Here is a 13511-nt window from a genome sequence, read left to right as displayed (position 1 = left end):
CGTTGTGAGTGGCGATGATCAGACGCGGCGCTTCTTGCGCGGACGGCAGCCATTGTGCGGGATCGGGGTCACGTCGCGGATGGACGTGATCATGAAACCGGCAGCCTGGAGCGCGCGCAGAGCGGATTCACGGCCGGAACCCGGGCCGCAAACTTCGACTTCCAGCGACTTCATGCCATGTTCCTGAGCCTTCTTGGCGCAGTCTTCAGCAGCGATCTGGGCAGCGAACGGGGTCGACTTGCGCGAACCCTTGAAGCCCTTGGCACCAGCAGACGACCAGGCAATCGCGTTGCCCTGTGCGTCGGTGATGGTGATCATCGTGTTGTTGAAGGTCGAGTTGACGTGCGCCACGCCCGACGAGATGTTTTTACGTTCGCGACGGCGAACGCGTACGGCTTCCTTGGCCATTCTTATCCCTTTCTTGGATATCGTCACCGCCGTAATGCCAGCGGCTCCACCGGAGCGATACCCGACAGGCACCGCTCCAAACTCAAAAGAGGCCGGCGGACCGCCAGCCTCCCCTTCCCGGTTTCCCGGAAATTACTTCTTCTTACCAGCGATCGCCTTTGCCGGACCCTTGCGGGTGCGGGCATTGGTGTGCGTGCGCTGACCGCGGACCGGAAGGCCGCGACGATGACGAAGGCCGCGGTAGCAGCCGAGGTCCATCAGGCGCTTGATATTCATCGCGGTGTCGCGACGAAGATCACCTTCTACCTGATAATCGCGGTCGATGGTTTCGCGGATCTGGAGCACTTCGGAGTCCGTCAGCTGATGGACGCGCTTGTCGGCCGGAAGACCGACCTTCTCCATGATTTCCTTAGCAAACTTCGGACCAATCCCGTGAATGTAGGTCAACGCGATAATCACGCGCTTCGCAGTCGGGATGTTGACGCCAGCGATACGTGCCACGCCTGTTCTCCTTGCATTCCTGTTGCCATCCGGCAAGAGGGCTTCGTTATGCCGCCCTCCGTAGGGCCGCTCGTTCATATTTGGGGTTCGTACATGTCAAAACGACCGAACCCGGACTTCCTTGGGAAATCCGCGCCGATCGCATCAAATGTCGCGAGTTGGCGCGGTGTTTAACGGAATCAGTGCTGAAAGGCAACCGCTCCCGCCAAGTTTATTTTCGAAGACCTAGAGCTTCGAAAGAATGGCGTCGATCTCCGCAGTCACGTGATCGATATCCGCCATTCCATCCACCACCTTCAGCTTACCCTTTGCATGGTAATAGCCGATCAGCGGCGACGTTTCCTTGTAGTAGGCTGCCAGGCGGGTCACCACGGTCTCGCGGTTGTCGTCCGGGCGGCGCTTGAAGTGAGTCGAACCGCAGCGGTCGCAGACCCCCTCCACCTTCGGCTTCACGTTGGTGTCGTGATAGCCGGCACCGCAGTTGGCGCAGGTATAACGGCCGGAGACGCGATCAGCGAGGATCTTGTCGTCGACTTCAATCTCAATGACGGCCGAGAGCTCGATCCCCTTGCCCTTCAGCATCACCTCGGTGGCATCCGCCTGCACGAGCGTGCGCGGGAAGCCGTCGAGGATGAAGCCGTTGGCACAATCGGGAGCATCGAGACGCTCGGAGACGATGGCATTGACGATCTCGTCGGAAACAAGCTTGCCGGCGTCCATGACAGCCTTAGCCCGCTTGCCTACCTCCGTGCCGGCCTGAACGGCTGCACGGAGCATGTCACCGGTGGAGAGCTGCGGAATGCCGTGCTTCTCCACGATCCGCTGGGCCTGGGTCCCCTTACCCGCGCCCGGCGGCCCCAAAAGTATGAGTCTCATCGCCCCCTCTTTCCTCCACGCAACTTCGATTTCTTGATCAGGCCTTCGTACTGCTGTGCAATCAGGTGACCCTGAATCTGCGCAACCGTATCAAGAGTTACGCTAACCACGATCAAAAGCGAAGTCCCACCAAGGGATAATGGGATGCCGGTTTGCGACACCAGGATCTCGGGCAGGATGCAGACGAACACGAGGTAGATTGCGCCGATCACCGTGATTCGGGTCAGGACGTAATCGATATATTCGGCGGTACGCTCACCCGGACGGATGCCCGGGATGAAGCCGCCATGCTTCTTGAGATTGTCGGCCGTGTCCTTCGGATTGAAGACGATGGCCGTATAGAAGAAGGCGAAGAAGGCAATCAGCGCGCCGTAGAGCAGCATGTAGAGCGGCTGGCCGTGGCCGAGCGCGGCTACGATCGACGTCGCCCAGGACGGCAGAGCCGTGGTGTTGGCAAAGCCAGCGAGCGTTGCCGGCAGCAGCAGCAGCGACGAGGAGAAGATCGCCGGAATGACGCCCGAGGTGTTGAGCTTCAGCGGCAGGTGCGACGTGTCGCCCTGGAACATGCGGTTGCCGACCTGGCGCTTCGGATACTGGATCAGAAGGCGGCGCTGGGCGCGTTCCACGAAGACGATGACGGCGATGACACCGATGGCGATCAGGATGACGGCGAGAATCAGCGTCGTCGACAGAGCGCCGGTGCGGCCGAGCTCGAGGGTGCCGGCAAGTGCGGTCGGAAGACCTGCGGCAATACCCGCGAAGATGATCAGCGAAATACCGTTGCCGATGCCGCGCGAGGTGATCTGCTCACCGAGCCACATCAGGAACATCGTGCCGCCGAGCAGCGTGATGACGGTCGAAATCTTGAAGAACCAGCCCGGATCGACAACGAGACCGTTGCCGCTCTGGAGGCCGACCGCAATACCATAGGCCTGCAGCGTGCCGAGCAGCACCGTGCCGTAGCGGGTGTACTGGTTGATGATCTTGCGGCCCTGCTCGCCTTCCTTCTTCAGATTCTCGAGCGCAGGCACGACCGAGGTCATGAGCTGCACGATGATCGAAGCGGAGATGTAGGGCATGATGCCAAGCGCGAAGATCGCCATGCGCTGTACGGCGCCGCCCGAGAACATGTTGAAGAGGCCGAGAATGCCGCCTGCCTGGCCGCGGAAGGCCTGGGCATAGGCTTCAGGGTTCAGACCCGGAAGCGGGATGTGCGTACCCAGGCGATAGACGAGGAGAGCTGCCAGTGTGAACCACAGGCGCTTCTTGAGATCCTCAGCTTTGGCGAAGGTCGAAAAATTAAGATTGGAAGCCAACTGTTCCGCTGCAGAAGCCATGCGATTCTCCGCGCTACCCATTCCAGCCCTTCGCGAAGTGGCCGGACCCGGAAAAGGTATGTCAATATTCAAAAGCCGGGCTTCGGACGGATTGCTGGCGCAACCATTGCCTCACCCTTGATTTCGTCGGAAACCGGCACGCCGCGGGGGTGCAACGATACAGGTTTTGTGAGGCCCACATATGGGAGCAAAATCGCCCGGTGTGAAGCACCCCGGGCGACATATCATAAGATTATTATTCTGCCGCTGCGGCAGAAAGAAGCGTGATGGAACCGCCAGCCTTTTCGATCTTCTCGACAGCAGACTTGGAAGCGCCTGCAACTTCGATCTTGACCTTGGCCTTGAGTTCGCCGCCGGACAGGACGCGAACGCCGTCCTTGGCACGGCGGATGACGCCAGCAGCCTTCAGGGCAGCTGCGTCAACGGTCTGCTTGGCATCGAGCTTGCCGGCATCGACGGCAGCCTGGATACGCTCAAGCGACACGACAACGTRGTCGGCCTTGAAGATGTTGTTGAAGCCGCGCTTCGGCAGACGACGGTAGATTGGCATCTGACCGCCTTCGAAGCCGTTGATGGCAACGCCCGAACGGGACTTCTGGCCCTTGACGCCGCGACCACCGGTCTTGCCCGAGCCCGAGCCGATACCGCGTCCGAGACGCTTACGGCTGTGGGTCGAACCTTCGTTGTCCTTGATTTCGTTCAGTTTCATGATCGTATCCCCTGCTTACTTCTCGTCGACGATGCGAACGAGATGCTGCACAGCGCGGATCATGCCACGGACGGAAGGCGTATCTTCCAGCGTGCGGCGGCGGTGCATCTTGTTGAGGCCCAGACCGATCAGCGTGCGCTGCTGAACGTCAGGACGGCGGATTGGGCTGCCGATCTGCTCGACGGTAACCGTCTTTGCTTCGGTCTTCTTGGTAGCCTTGGCCATGGGTCAGACTCCTCTTATTCTTCAGAGGCGTTGCCGGAGGCGGCACGGCGAGCCTGAAGCGTAGCATACTTGATGCCGCGCTGAGCTGCGATGTCCTTCGGGTGAACCTGGTGCTTCAGAGCGTCGAAGGTAGCGCGAACCATGTTGTATGGGTTCGAGGAACCGGTCGACTTGGCGACAACGTCGTGAACGCCGAGCGTTTCGAAAACGGCGCGCATCGGACCACCGGCGATGATACCGGTACCGACCTTGGCCGAGCGCAGCAGAACCTTGCCGGCGCCGTGGCGACCGTGAACGTCGTGATGCAGGGTACGGCCTTCGCGCAGCGGCACGAAGATCAGCTCGCGCTTGGCGGCTTCCGTGGCCTTGCGGATCGCTTCCGGCACTTCGCGTGCCTTGCCGTGACCAAAGCCTACGCGGCCCTTCTGGTCACCGACGACGACGAGAGCGGCAAAACCGAAACGGCGGCCACCCTTGACGACCTTGGCGACGCGGTTGATCGCGACCAGCTTGTCGACGAATTCGCTATCGCGCTCTTCGCGGCTCTGACGGTCATCCCGCGAGCCTCTTCTTTCCTGTGCCATTGTCCTTTTCCTTTTTCTTTTCCGGGTGCAACGGGCAAACAAAACGAGGACCGCATCAGCCTCCCATCAGGGAGCGTTTGCGGTCCGGTGAGATCCGGCCGGCGCTTCGCAGCGTCCGGCCGGAAACTTTATTAGAAGGACAGACCGCCTTCGCGGGCTGCGTCCGCCAGGGCCTTAATACGGCCGTGGTAGATGAAGGCGCCACGGTCGAATACGACCTCGCTGACGCCTGCCTTCGTTGCGCGCTCTGCAACGAGCTTGCCTACGAGGGCAGCTGCTGCGGTATCGGCACCGGTCTTCAGAGAACCGCGCAGATCCTTATCGAGAGTCGAGGCAGACGCCAGCGTCTTGCCTGCAACATCGTCGATGACCTGAACGTAGATGTTCTTCGAGGAGCGATGAACCGACAGGCGCGGACGGCCATTGGCCACCGACTTGAGATGACGGCGCACGCGGTTGGCACGACGTGCAAGTGCTTCTTTCCTGCTAGCCATTTCGCGTGATCCTTACTTCTTCTTGCCTTCTTTGCGGATGATCCGCTCTTCGGCATACTTGACGCCCTTGCCCTTGTAAGGCTCAGGACCGCGGTATTCGCGGATTTCTGCGGCAACCTGGCCGACCTGCTGCTTGTTGATGCCGGTGACGACGATTTCCGTCGGCTTCGGCACAGCGATCGTGATGCCCTGCGGCGGCTCATAAACCACGTCGTGGCTGAAACCGAGCGCCAGCTGCAGGTTCTTGCCCTGAAGCGATGCGCGGTAACCGACGCCGTTGATTTCGAGCTTGCGCTCGAAGCCGTCCTTGACGCCCTTGAAGATGTTTTCGATCATCGTGCGGGACATGCCCCACTTCGAACGAGCATCCTTCGACTGCGTGAGCGGCGTTACGACAACCGCGTTGTTTTCGAGCTTGATGCCGACTTCGTCGTTTGCGACGAAGAACAGCTCGCCCTTCGGGCCCTTTGCAGTAACCTTCTGGCCTTCGACCGTAGCCGTGATCCCAGCAGGTACCTGAACGGGCTTCTTACCGATACGAGACATGTTTCAATCCTGTCTGTTCGCTATGGAGATCCTTGCTCAATCTTAGAAGACCGAGCAAAGAACCTCGCCACCAACGTTCTGTTCGCGAGCCTGGTGATCGGCCATCACACCCTTCGGAGTCGAAAGGATGGTGATGCCGAGGCCGTTCGCGACCTGCGGAATGGACTTGACCGAGACATAAACCCGGCGGCCCGGCTTGGACACGCGGCCGATCTCACGGATCACCGATGTGCCTTCGTAGTACTTCAGCTCGATGCTGAGTTCCGACTTGCCATTGCCGAAATCGACAACGGAATAGCCACGGATGTAGCCTTCGGACTGCAGAACATCGAGAACGCGTGCACGGAGCTTCGAAGCAGGCGTCGATACCGACGACTTGCGGCGGGAAGCGCCGTTACGGATGCGAGTGAGCATATCGCCCAACGGATCAGTCATTGTCATCTAACCTGCTCCTTACCAGCTGGACTTGACGATGCCCGGCACCTTGCCGAGATTGCCGAGTTCACGCAGCGCGATACGCGACATGCGCAGTTTGCGGTAGTATGCGCGCGGACGGCCCGATACTTCACAACGGTTGCGAATACGGGTCTTCGATCCATCGCGCGGCAGGGATGCCAGCTTGATCGAGGCCTTGAACCGCTCTTCAATCGGAAGAGACTGGTTCATGATGATCGCCTTCAGAGCTGCACGCTTTGCAGCCTGATTTGCGACCGTAGTACGGCGGCGCTTGTTCTTTTCAACTGCGCTGGTCTTCGCCATGTCAGGTTCCTTTTCTACGCTCGTCGTTACGGTTACTGACGGAACGGGAAGCTGAACTCTGTGAGCAGAGCGCGTGCTTCGTCGTCCTTCGTTGCCGTCGTGCAAACGATGATGTCCATGCCCCACATCTGATCAACCTTATCGTAGTTGATCTCAGGGAACACAATGTGCTCCTTGATGCCCATGGCGAAGTTGCCACGGCCGTCAAAGCTCTTCGGGTTCAGGCCGCGGAAGTCGCGAACGCGCGGAAGCGCGATGTTCACGAGACGGTCCAGGAACTCGTACATGCGGGCGCCGCGGAGAGTAACCTTCGCGCCGATCGGCATCTGTTCGCGGACCTTGAAGCCAGCGATGGAGTTACGTGCACGGGTGATGACCGGCTTCTGACCAGCGATAGCGGCCAGGTCGGCAGCAGCAACAGTCGGCTTCTTCGAATCAGCCGTTGCTTCACCAACACCCATGTTGATTACGATCTTGTCGAGCTTCGGGATCATCATCTCGTTGGCGTAGGAGAACTTCTCCTGCATGGCCGCACGGATGCGCTCGACATATTCCTTCTTGAGCCGTGGCTCGTACTTTGCCTCAGCCATCAGATCACCTCACCGGAACGCTTAGCTACACGGACCTTCTTGCCGTCAACAACCTTGAAACCAACGCGGGTCGGCTTGCCGTCCTTGTCGATGATGGAAAGGTTGGACAGGTGAACCGAAGCTTCCTTGTTGATGATGCCGGCTTCCTGGGTCTGCGTCTGGCGCTGATGGCGCTTTACGACGTTGACGCCGCGGACAACGGCACGATCTTCCTTGGGCAGGACCTGGAGGACTTCGCCAGTACGGCCCTTGTCCTTGCCTGCGAGCATGACGACCTTGTCGCCCTTACGAATCTTCTGCATCGGTCTCGCTCCTTACAGTACTTCAGGAGCCAGCGAGATGATCTTCATGTGGTTCTTGGCGCGAAGTTCGCGCGGAACCGGTCCGAAGATACGGGTGCCGATCGGCTCTTTTTTGTTGTCGATGAGGACTGCTGCATTGGTGTCGAAGCGGATGATGCTGCCATCAACACGACGGATTTCCTTGGCGGTGCGAACGACAACCGCCTTCATCACGTCACCCTTCTTCACGCGGCCGCGCGGGATCGCTTCCTTGATCGAAACGACGATAACGTCGCCGATCGAGGCATACTTGCGCTTCGAGCCGCCCAGCACCTTGATGCACATGACACGACGTGCGCCGGAATTATCCGCCACGTCGAGGTTTGTTTGCATCTGAATCATATCAGGTCGCCTTTTTGGTTTACCGGAATGGTTGGGCTCTCGCCCCCTACCCCGGCTTATGAAAATTGTCAGCCGGCCGCTTGTCACAAGGACAGGCGAAAACACGGCAATAGCTTGAATAGCGCGGGATCGATCGTGCCAGGGTGGTTTCCCAACGGGACCTTCCGTGCGCTCAAAGCAAAAGAACGCCCGGCTTTCGAGCGTTCTGACGCTGCTTCATACAGATATTTCCGCGAGGCGCAAGGCCTCGCCGAAAATTCTTACTTAGCCTGGGCGGAAATGACCGTCCAACGCTTGTCCTTGGAGATCGGCGCGCATTCCTCGATGGAAACGGTATCGCCGATCTTATACTGGTTGTTTTCGTCGTGGGCCTTGTACTTCTTGGAACGACGAACGGTCTTCTGGAGCAGCGGGTGAGCGAAACGGCGCTCGACGCGGACTACCACAGTCTTCTCGTTCTTGTCGCCAACGACGACGCCCTGCAGAATGCGCTTCGGCATGATTTTTTCCTTTACGCCTTTGCTTCTGCCGCCTTCTGGCGGGCAATGGTTTTCACGCGGGCGATATCCTTGCGGACTTCGTCAATACGCGAGGACTTTTCGAGCTGGCCGGTTGCCTTCTGGAAGCGCAGGTTAAACTGCTCCTTCTTCAGGTCGGCGAGCTTGTCCTTGAGCTGATCGGCCGTGAGGCCGCGGACTTCTTCGGCTTTCATCTGCCTCTCCTTACTCTGCAATGCGCTGTACGAAGCGCGTCTTGACCGAGAGCTTGGCAGAGCCGAGACGAAGTGCCTCGCGGGCGATCTCTTCGCTGACGCCGTCGATCTCGAACATCATACGGCCGGGCTTGACCTTGCATGCCCAGTATTCAACGGAGCCCTTACCCTTACCCATACGGACTTCGGTCGGCTTTGCGGTTACCGGAACATCCGGGAACACGCGGATCCACACACGGCCAGCACGCTTCATGTAGCGCGTGATCGCGCGGCGGGCCGCTTCGATTTCACGTGCGTTGACGCGGTTTGGCTCCTGAGCCTTAAGGCCGAATTCACCAAAGGCGAGATCAGACCCACCCTTGGCGACGCCCTTGATGCGGCCCTTGAATTGCTTGCGGTACTTGGTACGCTTTGGCTGCAACATTTTCTTATTCTCCGAACTTCTTAGCCACCAACGCTATCAAGCGTTGTCGCGGCGACGATCGCGATCACGGCTAGCCGGACCCTGAGCATCACCCTCGAGTGCGCGGCGCTCGGAGGCCATCGGATCGTGCTCAAGGATTTCGCCCTTGAAGATCCAAACCTTGATGCCGCAGATACCGAAAGCGGTTTCCGCTTCGGCTGTGCCATAGTCGATGTCCGCACGCAGCGTGTGGAGCGGAACGCGACCTTCGCGATACCATTCCGTACGAGCGATTTCGGCACCGCCGAGACGGCCTGCGCAGGTGATCTTGATGCCTTCGGCGCCAAGACGCATGGCAGACTGAACAGCGCGCTTCATGGCGCGGCGGAAAGCCACGCGACGCTCGAGCTGCTGGGCGATCGACTGGGCAACCAGCGTTGCGTCGACTTCCGGCTTGCGAACTTCAACAATGTTGAGGTGCGTTTCGGAGTTCGTCATGTCCGACAGCTTCTTGCGGAGCTTGTCGATGTCTGCACCCTTCTTGCCGATGATCAGACCCGGGCGAGCCGAGTGGATCGTGACGCGGCACTTCTTGTGCGGACGCTCGATGACGACCTTGGCGATACCAGCCTGCTTCAGTTCGCTCATGACGAACTTACGCATCTTCAGGTCTTCGTGCAGCAGCTGACCGTATTCGGCATTGTCCGCGAACCAGCGGCTATCCCAGGTACGGTTGATGCCAAGACGGAAACCGATTGGATTGATTTTCTGACCCATTATGCGGCCTCCTCTTGTGCCTGCACTTCGCGCACGACGATCGTCAGGTGCGCGAACGGCTTCTCGACGCGAGATGCACGGCCGCGGCCACGAGCGTGGAAGCGCTTCATGACAATCGACTTGCCAACGTAGGCTTCTGCTACGACCAGCGAGTCAACGTCGAGATCGTGGTTGTTCTCGGCGTTTGCGATCGCAGATTCGAGCGTCTTCTTGACGGCGCCCGAAATGCGCTTGCGCGAAAATTCCAGCTCAGCGAGTGCACGCTCGACCTTCATGCCGCGGATAAGCGCGGCCACCAGGTTGAGCTTCTGTGGGCTGACGCGGAGCGTGCGGGCGACTGCTTGCGCCTCGTTGTCCTTCAGCCGGCGTTCGGCTTTTGCCTTGCCCATCGTTACTTCCTCTTTGCCTTCTTGTCCGCGCCGTGACCGTAGTAGGTCCGCGTCGGAGAGAATTCACCGAACTTGTGACCGACCATGTCTTCGTTGACGCTGACCGGTACATGCTTGCTGCCGTTGTAGACGCCGAAGGTGAGACCGACGAACTGCGGCAGGATCGTGGAGCGACGGCTCCAGATCTTGATTACTTCTGCACGTCCGCCTTCACGAACCTTCTCAGCCTTCTTGAGAAGATAGCCGTCAACGAACGGACCTTTCCATACTGAACGAGCCATTGGAGACTTCCTCTCTTACTTCTTACGCTGATGACGCGAGCGCATGATCATCTTGTCGGTCGACTTGTTCGACCGGGTGCGCTTGCCCTTGGTCGGCTTGCCCCACGGAGTAACCGGGTGACGGCCACCAGAGGTGCGGCCTTCACCACCGCCGTGCGGGTGGTCGACCGGGTTCATGACGACACCGCGGTTATGCGGACGCTTGCCGCGCCACACCGTACGACCGGCCTTGCCGTCGTTGATGTTGCCGTGGTCAGGGTTCGAAACCGCACCGATCGTCGCCAGGCAAGAGCCGTGAACGAGACGCTGTTCGCCAGAGTTCAGACGAAGGATCGCCATGCCTGCATCGCGGCCGACCAGCTGGGCGTAGCCGCCAGCCGAACGTGCGATCTGACCACCCTTGCCCGGCTTCATTTCCACGTTGTGGATGATGGAGCCGACCGGGATGTACTGCAGCGGCATTGCGTTGCCGGGCTTTACGTCGACAGCCTTTTCAGAAGCGATGACCTTGTCGCCGGCAGCGAGACGCTGCGGAGCGATGATGTAGGCCTGTTCGCCATCTGCGTAAGCGATGAGCGCGATGAAAGCCGTACGGTTCGGGTCATACTCGATACGCTGAACCGTGCCTTCAACTTCAAACTTGCGACGCTTGAAGTCGATCAGACGGTAGGTACGCTTGTGACCGCCGCCGATGAAGCGGGCAGTGATACGGCCGAGGTTGTTACGGCCACCGCTCTTCGTCAGACCTTCCGTCAGCGCCTTGACCGGCTTGCCCTTGTAGAGCGAGGAGCGGTCGACGATGACCAGCTGACGCTGGCTCGGGGTAATAGGATTGAATGTTTTCAATGCCATGTTTTTATTCCTCAGAGACCGGTGGAGACGTCGATCGTCTGGCCTTCAGCCAGCGTTACGACAGCCTTCTTCACGTCCTGCTGCTTGCCGGCAAAACCGCGGAAACGCTTGGTCTTGCCCTTGCGGAGCAGCGTGTTGACGGCCGTGACCTTGACGCCGAAGAGCGCCTCGACTGCAGCCTTGATTTCCGGCTTCGACGCCTTCTTGGCGACATTGAAAACAACCTGGTTGTTCTCAGATACCAGAGTGGACTTTTCGGTGATCGACGGCGAGACGATCACATCATAGTGGCGAAGATCGGTCACTTGAAACGCTCCTCTAGAGCTTCAACGGCAGCCTTGGAAAGCACGAGCTTGCCGCGGCGGACGATGTCATAAACGTTGATGCCCTGGATCGGGAGAACATCGATGTTCGGGATGTTCTGGGCAGCGAGCTTGAAGTTGCCGTCGAGCTCAGCACCACCGATGAAGAGCGCGTTGGTCAGACCGAGCGTCTCGAAGGTAGCAGCCAGAGCCTTGGTCTTTGCTTCAGCAGCAACGAGGTTGTCGATGATGATGACATCATCGGACTTCAGCTTTGCCGACAGGGCGAGACGCAGGCCGAGAGCGCGAACCTTCTTCGGAAGGTCGTGTTCGTGGCTGCGGGCAACCGGGCCGTGAGCCTTACCACCGCCGCGGAACTGCGGAGCACGAGCCGAATGGTGACGAGCGCGGCCCGTACCCTTCTGCTTGTACATCTTGGCGCCGGTGCGCCAAACGTCGGCGCGGCCCTTGGCCTGGTGAGTGCCCTGCTGCTTCTTGGCAAGCTGCCAGCGGATAACGCGGGCAAGAATGTCTTCACGGGGCTCGAGGCCGAAAATCGCGTCAGAAAGAGAAACCTTCCCTGCGTCTTTTCCCTCGAGGGTCTTGACGTTGAATTCCATTGGTCCGGCTCCCTTACTTCGCTGCCGACTTGACGGCATCGCGCACGATGATCCAGGCACCCTTGGAACCGGGTACTGCACCCTTGATCAGGATCAGACCGCGATCTTCATCGGTCGAAACCACTTCCAGGTTCTGAGTCGTAACGCGCGTCTGGCCCATGTGACCAGCCATCTTCTTGTTCTTGAAAACCTTGCCCGGATCCTGGCGCGAGCCCGTCGAACCGTGCGAACGGTGCGAAACCGACACACCGTGCGTGGCGCGGAGACCGCCGAAGCCGTGGCGCTTCATGGCGCCGGCAAAACCCTTACCGATCGTGGTACCCGTCACGTCGACGAGCTGACCGGCTGCGAAGTGACCAGCCTTGATTTCGGTGCCAACTTCGAGGAGCTGATCTTCCGAAACGCGGAATTCCTGGAGCTTCGCCTTCGGCTCAACGTTGGCAACTGCGAAGTTGCCGCGCATGGCCTTGGAGGTATTCTTGACCTTGGCCGTGCCAGCACCAAGCTGGACAGCGACGTAGCCATTCTTTTCGACAGTACGCGTAGCGACGACCTGGCAGCCTTCCATACGCAGTACGGTAACTGGAACATGCTCACCAGCGTCGTTGTAGACGCGTGTCATGCCCACCTTCTGTGCAATCACACCTGAACGCATCGGTTCAATCCTTCCAAATCCGCTCGAGCAGGGCTCAGAGCTTGATCTCAACATCGACACCGGCGGCGAGATCGAGCTTCATCAGCGCGTCTACCGTCTGCGGGGTCGGATCTACGATGTCGAGGAGGCGCTTATGCGTGCGCATCTCGAACTGCTCGCGGCTCTTCTTGTCGATGTGTGGGGACCGGTTAACCGTAAACTTCTCGATGCGAGTCGGAAGCGGAACGGGGCCCCGGACGCTTGCGCCGGTGCGCTTCGCCGTCGACACAATCTCGCGCGTGGAAGCATCGAGAATTCGGTGATCGAACGCCTTCAGGCGAATGCGGATATTTTGGCCGTTCATTCGACATTATCCTTGTGTTCTGTTTTTCGCGCGCCTTTCTCAAGACGCGTTTTTTGTTTTCGCTAAGGCGGACCACCGGTTTCAAAGATCGAGAAGGACACCGCGAGAACGGCATCCCTATCCACTCTTCGGGCCTTTAAAGCCCACCTTATTGTTAGTTTTGTTCGCCGCTTCGCGAACGAAGCAGCACGCAAATCGCGCTTGCGCGCCATTTGCAACATTTCTGTGTAATAAGCAAGCGGCCTAAACCACCTGCATCATAATAATGTCATTCGAATCGGCCGCCCCTTTCGAAGCGGCCGATCGATGATTACTCGATGATCGAGGCGACGATGCCGGCGCCGACGGTACGGCCGCCTTCGCGGATTGCGAAGCGCAGCTTTTCTTCCATCGCGATCGGAACGATCAGCTCGACAACAACGGTGACGTTGTCGCCAGGCATAACCATTTCCGTGCCTCCGTGCC

General features: G+C 59.1%; 26 protein-coding genes. All 26 read right to left on the bottom strand.

Annotation, left to right across the window (positions count from 1 at the left end; genetic code table 11):
- Positions 1–18: 18 nt before the first annotated feature.
- Positions 19–408 carry a 30S ribosomal protein S11 gene (rpsK, locus tag AC1DJO_RS28840; RefSeq protein ID WP_003547577.1) on the bottom strand — a complete coding sequence of 130 codons (390 nt, stop codon included), beginning with the start codon at positions 406–408 and terminating at the stop codon, positions 19–21.
- Between the two features lie 132 nt (positions 409–540).
- Complete coding sequence (gene rpsM / locus AC1DJO_RS28835; protein WP_112387892.1) at positions 541–909, bottom strand: 30S ribosomal protein S13; 369 nt, start codon at positions 907–909, stop codon at positions 541–543.
- Positions 910–1134: 225 nt separating this feature from the next.
- The gene (locus tag AC1DJO_RS28830) at positions 1135–1785 is read right to left on the bottom strand and encodes an adenylate kinase (protein ID WP_112387891.1); all 651 of its coding nucleotides are present in this window, start codon (positions 1783–1785) and stop codon (positions 1135–1137) included.
- Complete coding sequence (gene secY, locus AC1DJO_RS28825; protein ID WP_112387890.1) at positions 1782–3122, bottom strand: preprotein translocase subunit SecY; 1341 nt, start codon at positions 3120–3122, stop codon at positions 1782–1784. Before secY ends, AC1DJO_RS28830 begins: the two co-directional genes overlap by 4 nt.
- A 235-nt stretch (positions 3123–3357) precedes the next feature.
- A complete protein-coding gene (gene rplO, locus AC1DJO_RS28820) occupies positions 3358–3831 on the bottom strand; it encodes a 50S ribosomal protein L15 (RefSeq protein ID WP_477974006.1) in 474 nt (157 codons plus the stop codon).
- Between the two features lie 15 nt (positions 3832–3846).
- The gene (gene rpmD / locus AC1DJO_RS28815) at positions 3847–4056 is read right to left on the bottom strand and encodes a 50S ribosomal protein L30 (protein WP_016553562.1); all 210 of its coding nucleotides are present in this window, start codon (positions 4054–4056) and stop codon (positions 3847–3849) included.
- 14 nt (positions 4057–4070) lie between these two features.
- Entirely contained in the window at positions 4071–4640 is a 570-nt protein-coding gene (rpsE, locus tag AC1DJO_RS28810; protein WP_027509270.1) for a 30S ribosomal protein S5, read from the bottom strand.
- 131 nt (positions 4641–4771) lie between these two features.
- Positions 4772–5134 (bottom strand): 50S ribosomal protein L18, encoded by a 363-nt coding sequence (rplR, locus tag AC1DJO_RS28805; RefSeq protein WP_112387888.1) that lies wholly within the window; start codon positions 5132–5134, stop codon positions 4772–4774.
- Between the two features lie 12 nt (positions 5135–5146).
- Positions 5147–5680 carry a 50S ribosomal protein L6 gene (gene rplF / locus AC1DJO_RS28800; RefSeq protein WP_112387887.1) on the bottom strand — a complete coding sequence of 178 codons (534 nt, stop codon included), beginning with the start codon at positions 5678–5680 and terminating at the stop codon, positions 5147–5149.
- Between the two features lie 42 nt (positions 5681–5722).
- On the bottom strand, positions 5723–6121 hold the full coding sequence (gene rpsH, locus AC1DJO_RS28795; protein WP_022718381.1) for a 30S ribosomal protein S8: 399 nt from the start codon (positions 6119–6121) through the stop codon (positions 5723–5725).
- 12 nt (positions 6122–6133) lie between these two features.
- The gene (gene rpsN / locus AC1DJO_RS28790; protein ID WP_074067600.1) at positions 6134–6439 is read right to left on the bottom strand and encodes a 30S ribosomal protein S14; all 306 of its coding nucleotides are present in this window, start codon (positions 6437–6439) and stop codon (positions 6134–6136) included.
- A gap of 32 nt (positions 6440–6471) precedes the next feature.
- Positions 6472–7029, bottom strand: coding sequence for a 50S ribosomal protein L5 (rplE, locus tag AC1DJO_RS28785; protein ID WP_112387886.1), 558 nt, complete (start codon positions 7027–7029; stop codon positions 6472–6474).
- On the bottom strand, positions 7029–7331 hold the full coding sequence (gene rplX, locus AC1DJO_RS28780) for a 50S ribosomal protein L24 (RefSeq protein WP_112387885.1): 303 nt from the start codon (positions 7329–7331) through the stop codon (positions 7029–7031). The genes rplE and rplX overlap by 1 nt, the downstream gene beginning before the upstream one ends.
- A 12-nt stretch (positions 7332–7343) precedes the next feature.
- The gene (gene rplN, locus AC1DJO_RS28775) at positions 7344–7712 is read right to left on the bottom strand and encodes a 50S ribosomal protein L14 (RefSeq protein WP_018900268.1); all 369 of its coding nucleotides are present in this window, start codon (positions 7710–7712) and stop codon (positions 7344–7346) included.
- 260 nt (positions 7713–7972) lie between these two features.
- Positions 7973–8212, bottom strand: coding sequence for a 30S ribosomal protein S17 (gene rpsQ, locus AC1DJO_RS28770; protein ID WP_112387884.1), 240 nt, complete (start codon positions 8210–8212; stop codon positions 7973–7975).
- An 11-nt stretch (positions 8213–8223) separates the two neighbouring features.
- Complete coding sequence (gene rpmC / locus AC1DJO_RS28765) at positions 8224–8424, bottom strand: 50S ribosomal protein L29 (RefSeq protein ID WP_007812871.1); 201 nt, start codon at positions 8422–8424, stop codon at positions 8224–8226.
- Positions 8425–8434: 10 nt separating this feature from the next.
- Positions 8435–8848: a 50S ribosomal protein L16 gene (gene rplP, locus AC1DJO_RS28760; protein ID WP_003573792.1), complete on the bottom strand. Its 414-nt coding sequence runs from the start codon at positions 8846–8848 to the stop codon at positions 8435–8437.
- Between the two features lie 36 nt (positions 8849–8884).
- The gene (gene rpsC / locus AC1DJO_RS28755; RefSeq protein WP_018857109.1) at positions 8885–9604 is read right to left on the bottom strand and encodes a 30S ribosomal protein S3; all 720 of its coding nucleotides are present in this window, start codon (positions 9602–9604) and stop codon (positions 8885–8887) included.
- Positions 9604–9993 carry a 50S ribosomal protein L22 gene (gene rplV, locus AC1DJO_RS28750; protein ID WP_112387883.1) on the bottom strand — a complete coding sequence of 130 codons (390 nt, stop codon included), beginning with the start codon at positions 9991–9993 and terminating at the stop codon, positions 9604–9606. Before rplV ends, rpsC begins: the two co-directional genes overlap by 1 nt.
- A 2-nt stretch (positions 9994–9995) precedes the next feature.
- On the bottom strand, positions 9996–10274 hold the full coding sequence (gene rpsS / locus AC1DJO_RS28745; RefSeq protein WP_007531666.1) for a 30S ribosomal protein S19: 279 nt from the start codon (positions 10272–10274) through the stop codon (positions 9996–9998).
- A 15-nt stretch (positions 10275–10289) separates the two neighbouring features.
- Positions 10290–11126, bottom strand: coding sequence for a 50S ribosomal protein L2 (gene rplB, locus AC1DJO_RS28740; RefSeq protein ID WP_112387882.1), 837 nt, complete (start codon positions 11124–11126; stop codon positions 10290–10292).
- A gap of 11 nt (positions 11127–11137) precedes the next feature.
- Positions 11138–11431 (bottom strand): 50S ribosomal protein L23, encoded by a 294-nt coding sequence (locus AC1DJO_RS28735; protein ID WP_112387881.1) that lies wholly within the window; start codon positions 11429–11431, stop codon positions 11138–11140.
- A complete protein-coding gene (gene rplD, locus AC1DJO_RS28730; protein WP_112387880.1) occupies positions 11428–12048 on the bottom strand; it encodes a 50S ribosomal protein L4 in 621 nt (206 codons plus the stop codon). Before rplD ends, AC1DJO_RS28735 begins: the two co-directional genes overlap by 4 nt.
- A 13-nt stretch (positions 12049–12061) precedes the next feature.
- Positions 12062–12703, bottom strand: a complete 642-nt coding sequence (gene rplC / locus AC1DJO_RS28725) for a 50S ribosomal protein L3 (protein ID WP_112387879.1) — start codon at positions 12701–12703, stop codon at positions 12062–12064.
- Between the two features lie 34 nt (positions 12704–12737).
- Positions 12738–13046, bottom strand: a complete 309-nt coding sequence (rpsJ, locus tag AC1DJO_RS28720) for a 30S ribosomal protein S10 (protein ID WP_003547547.1) — start codon at positions 13044–13046, stop codon at positions 12738–12740.
- 310 nt (positions 13047–13356) lie between these two features.
- Positions 13357–13511: EF-Tu C-terminal domain-related protein (locus tag AC1DJO_RS28715; RefSeq protein ID WP_477974026.1), on the bottom strand; the 155-nt coding region annotated here is incomplete at its 5' end.

The organism is Rhizobium sp. 05N430 (assembly GCF_056396985.1).
The sequence above is the reverse complement of the archived record's forward strand: the minus strand, read 5'-3'. Positions and strand labels throughout refer to the sequence as shown.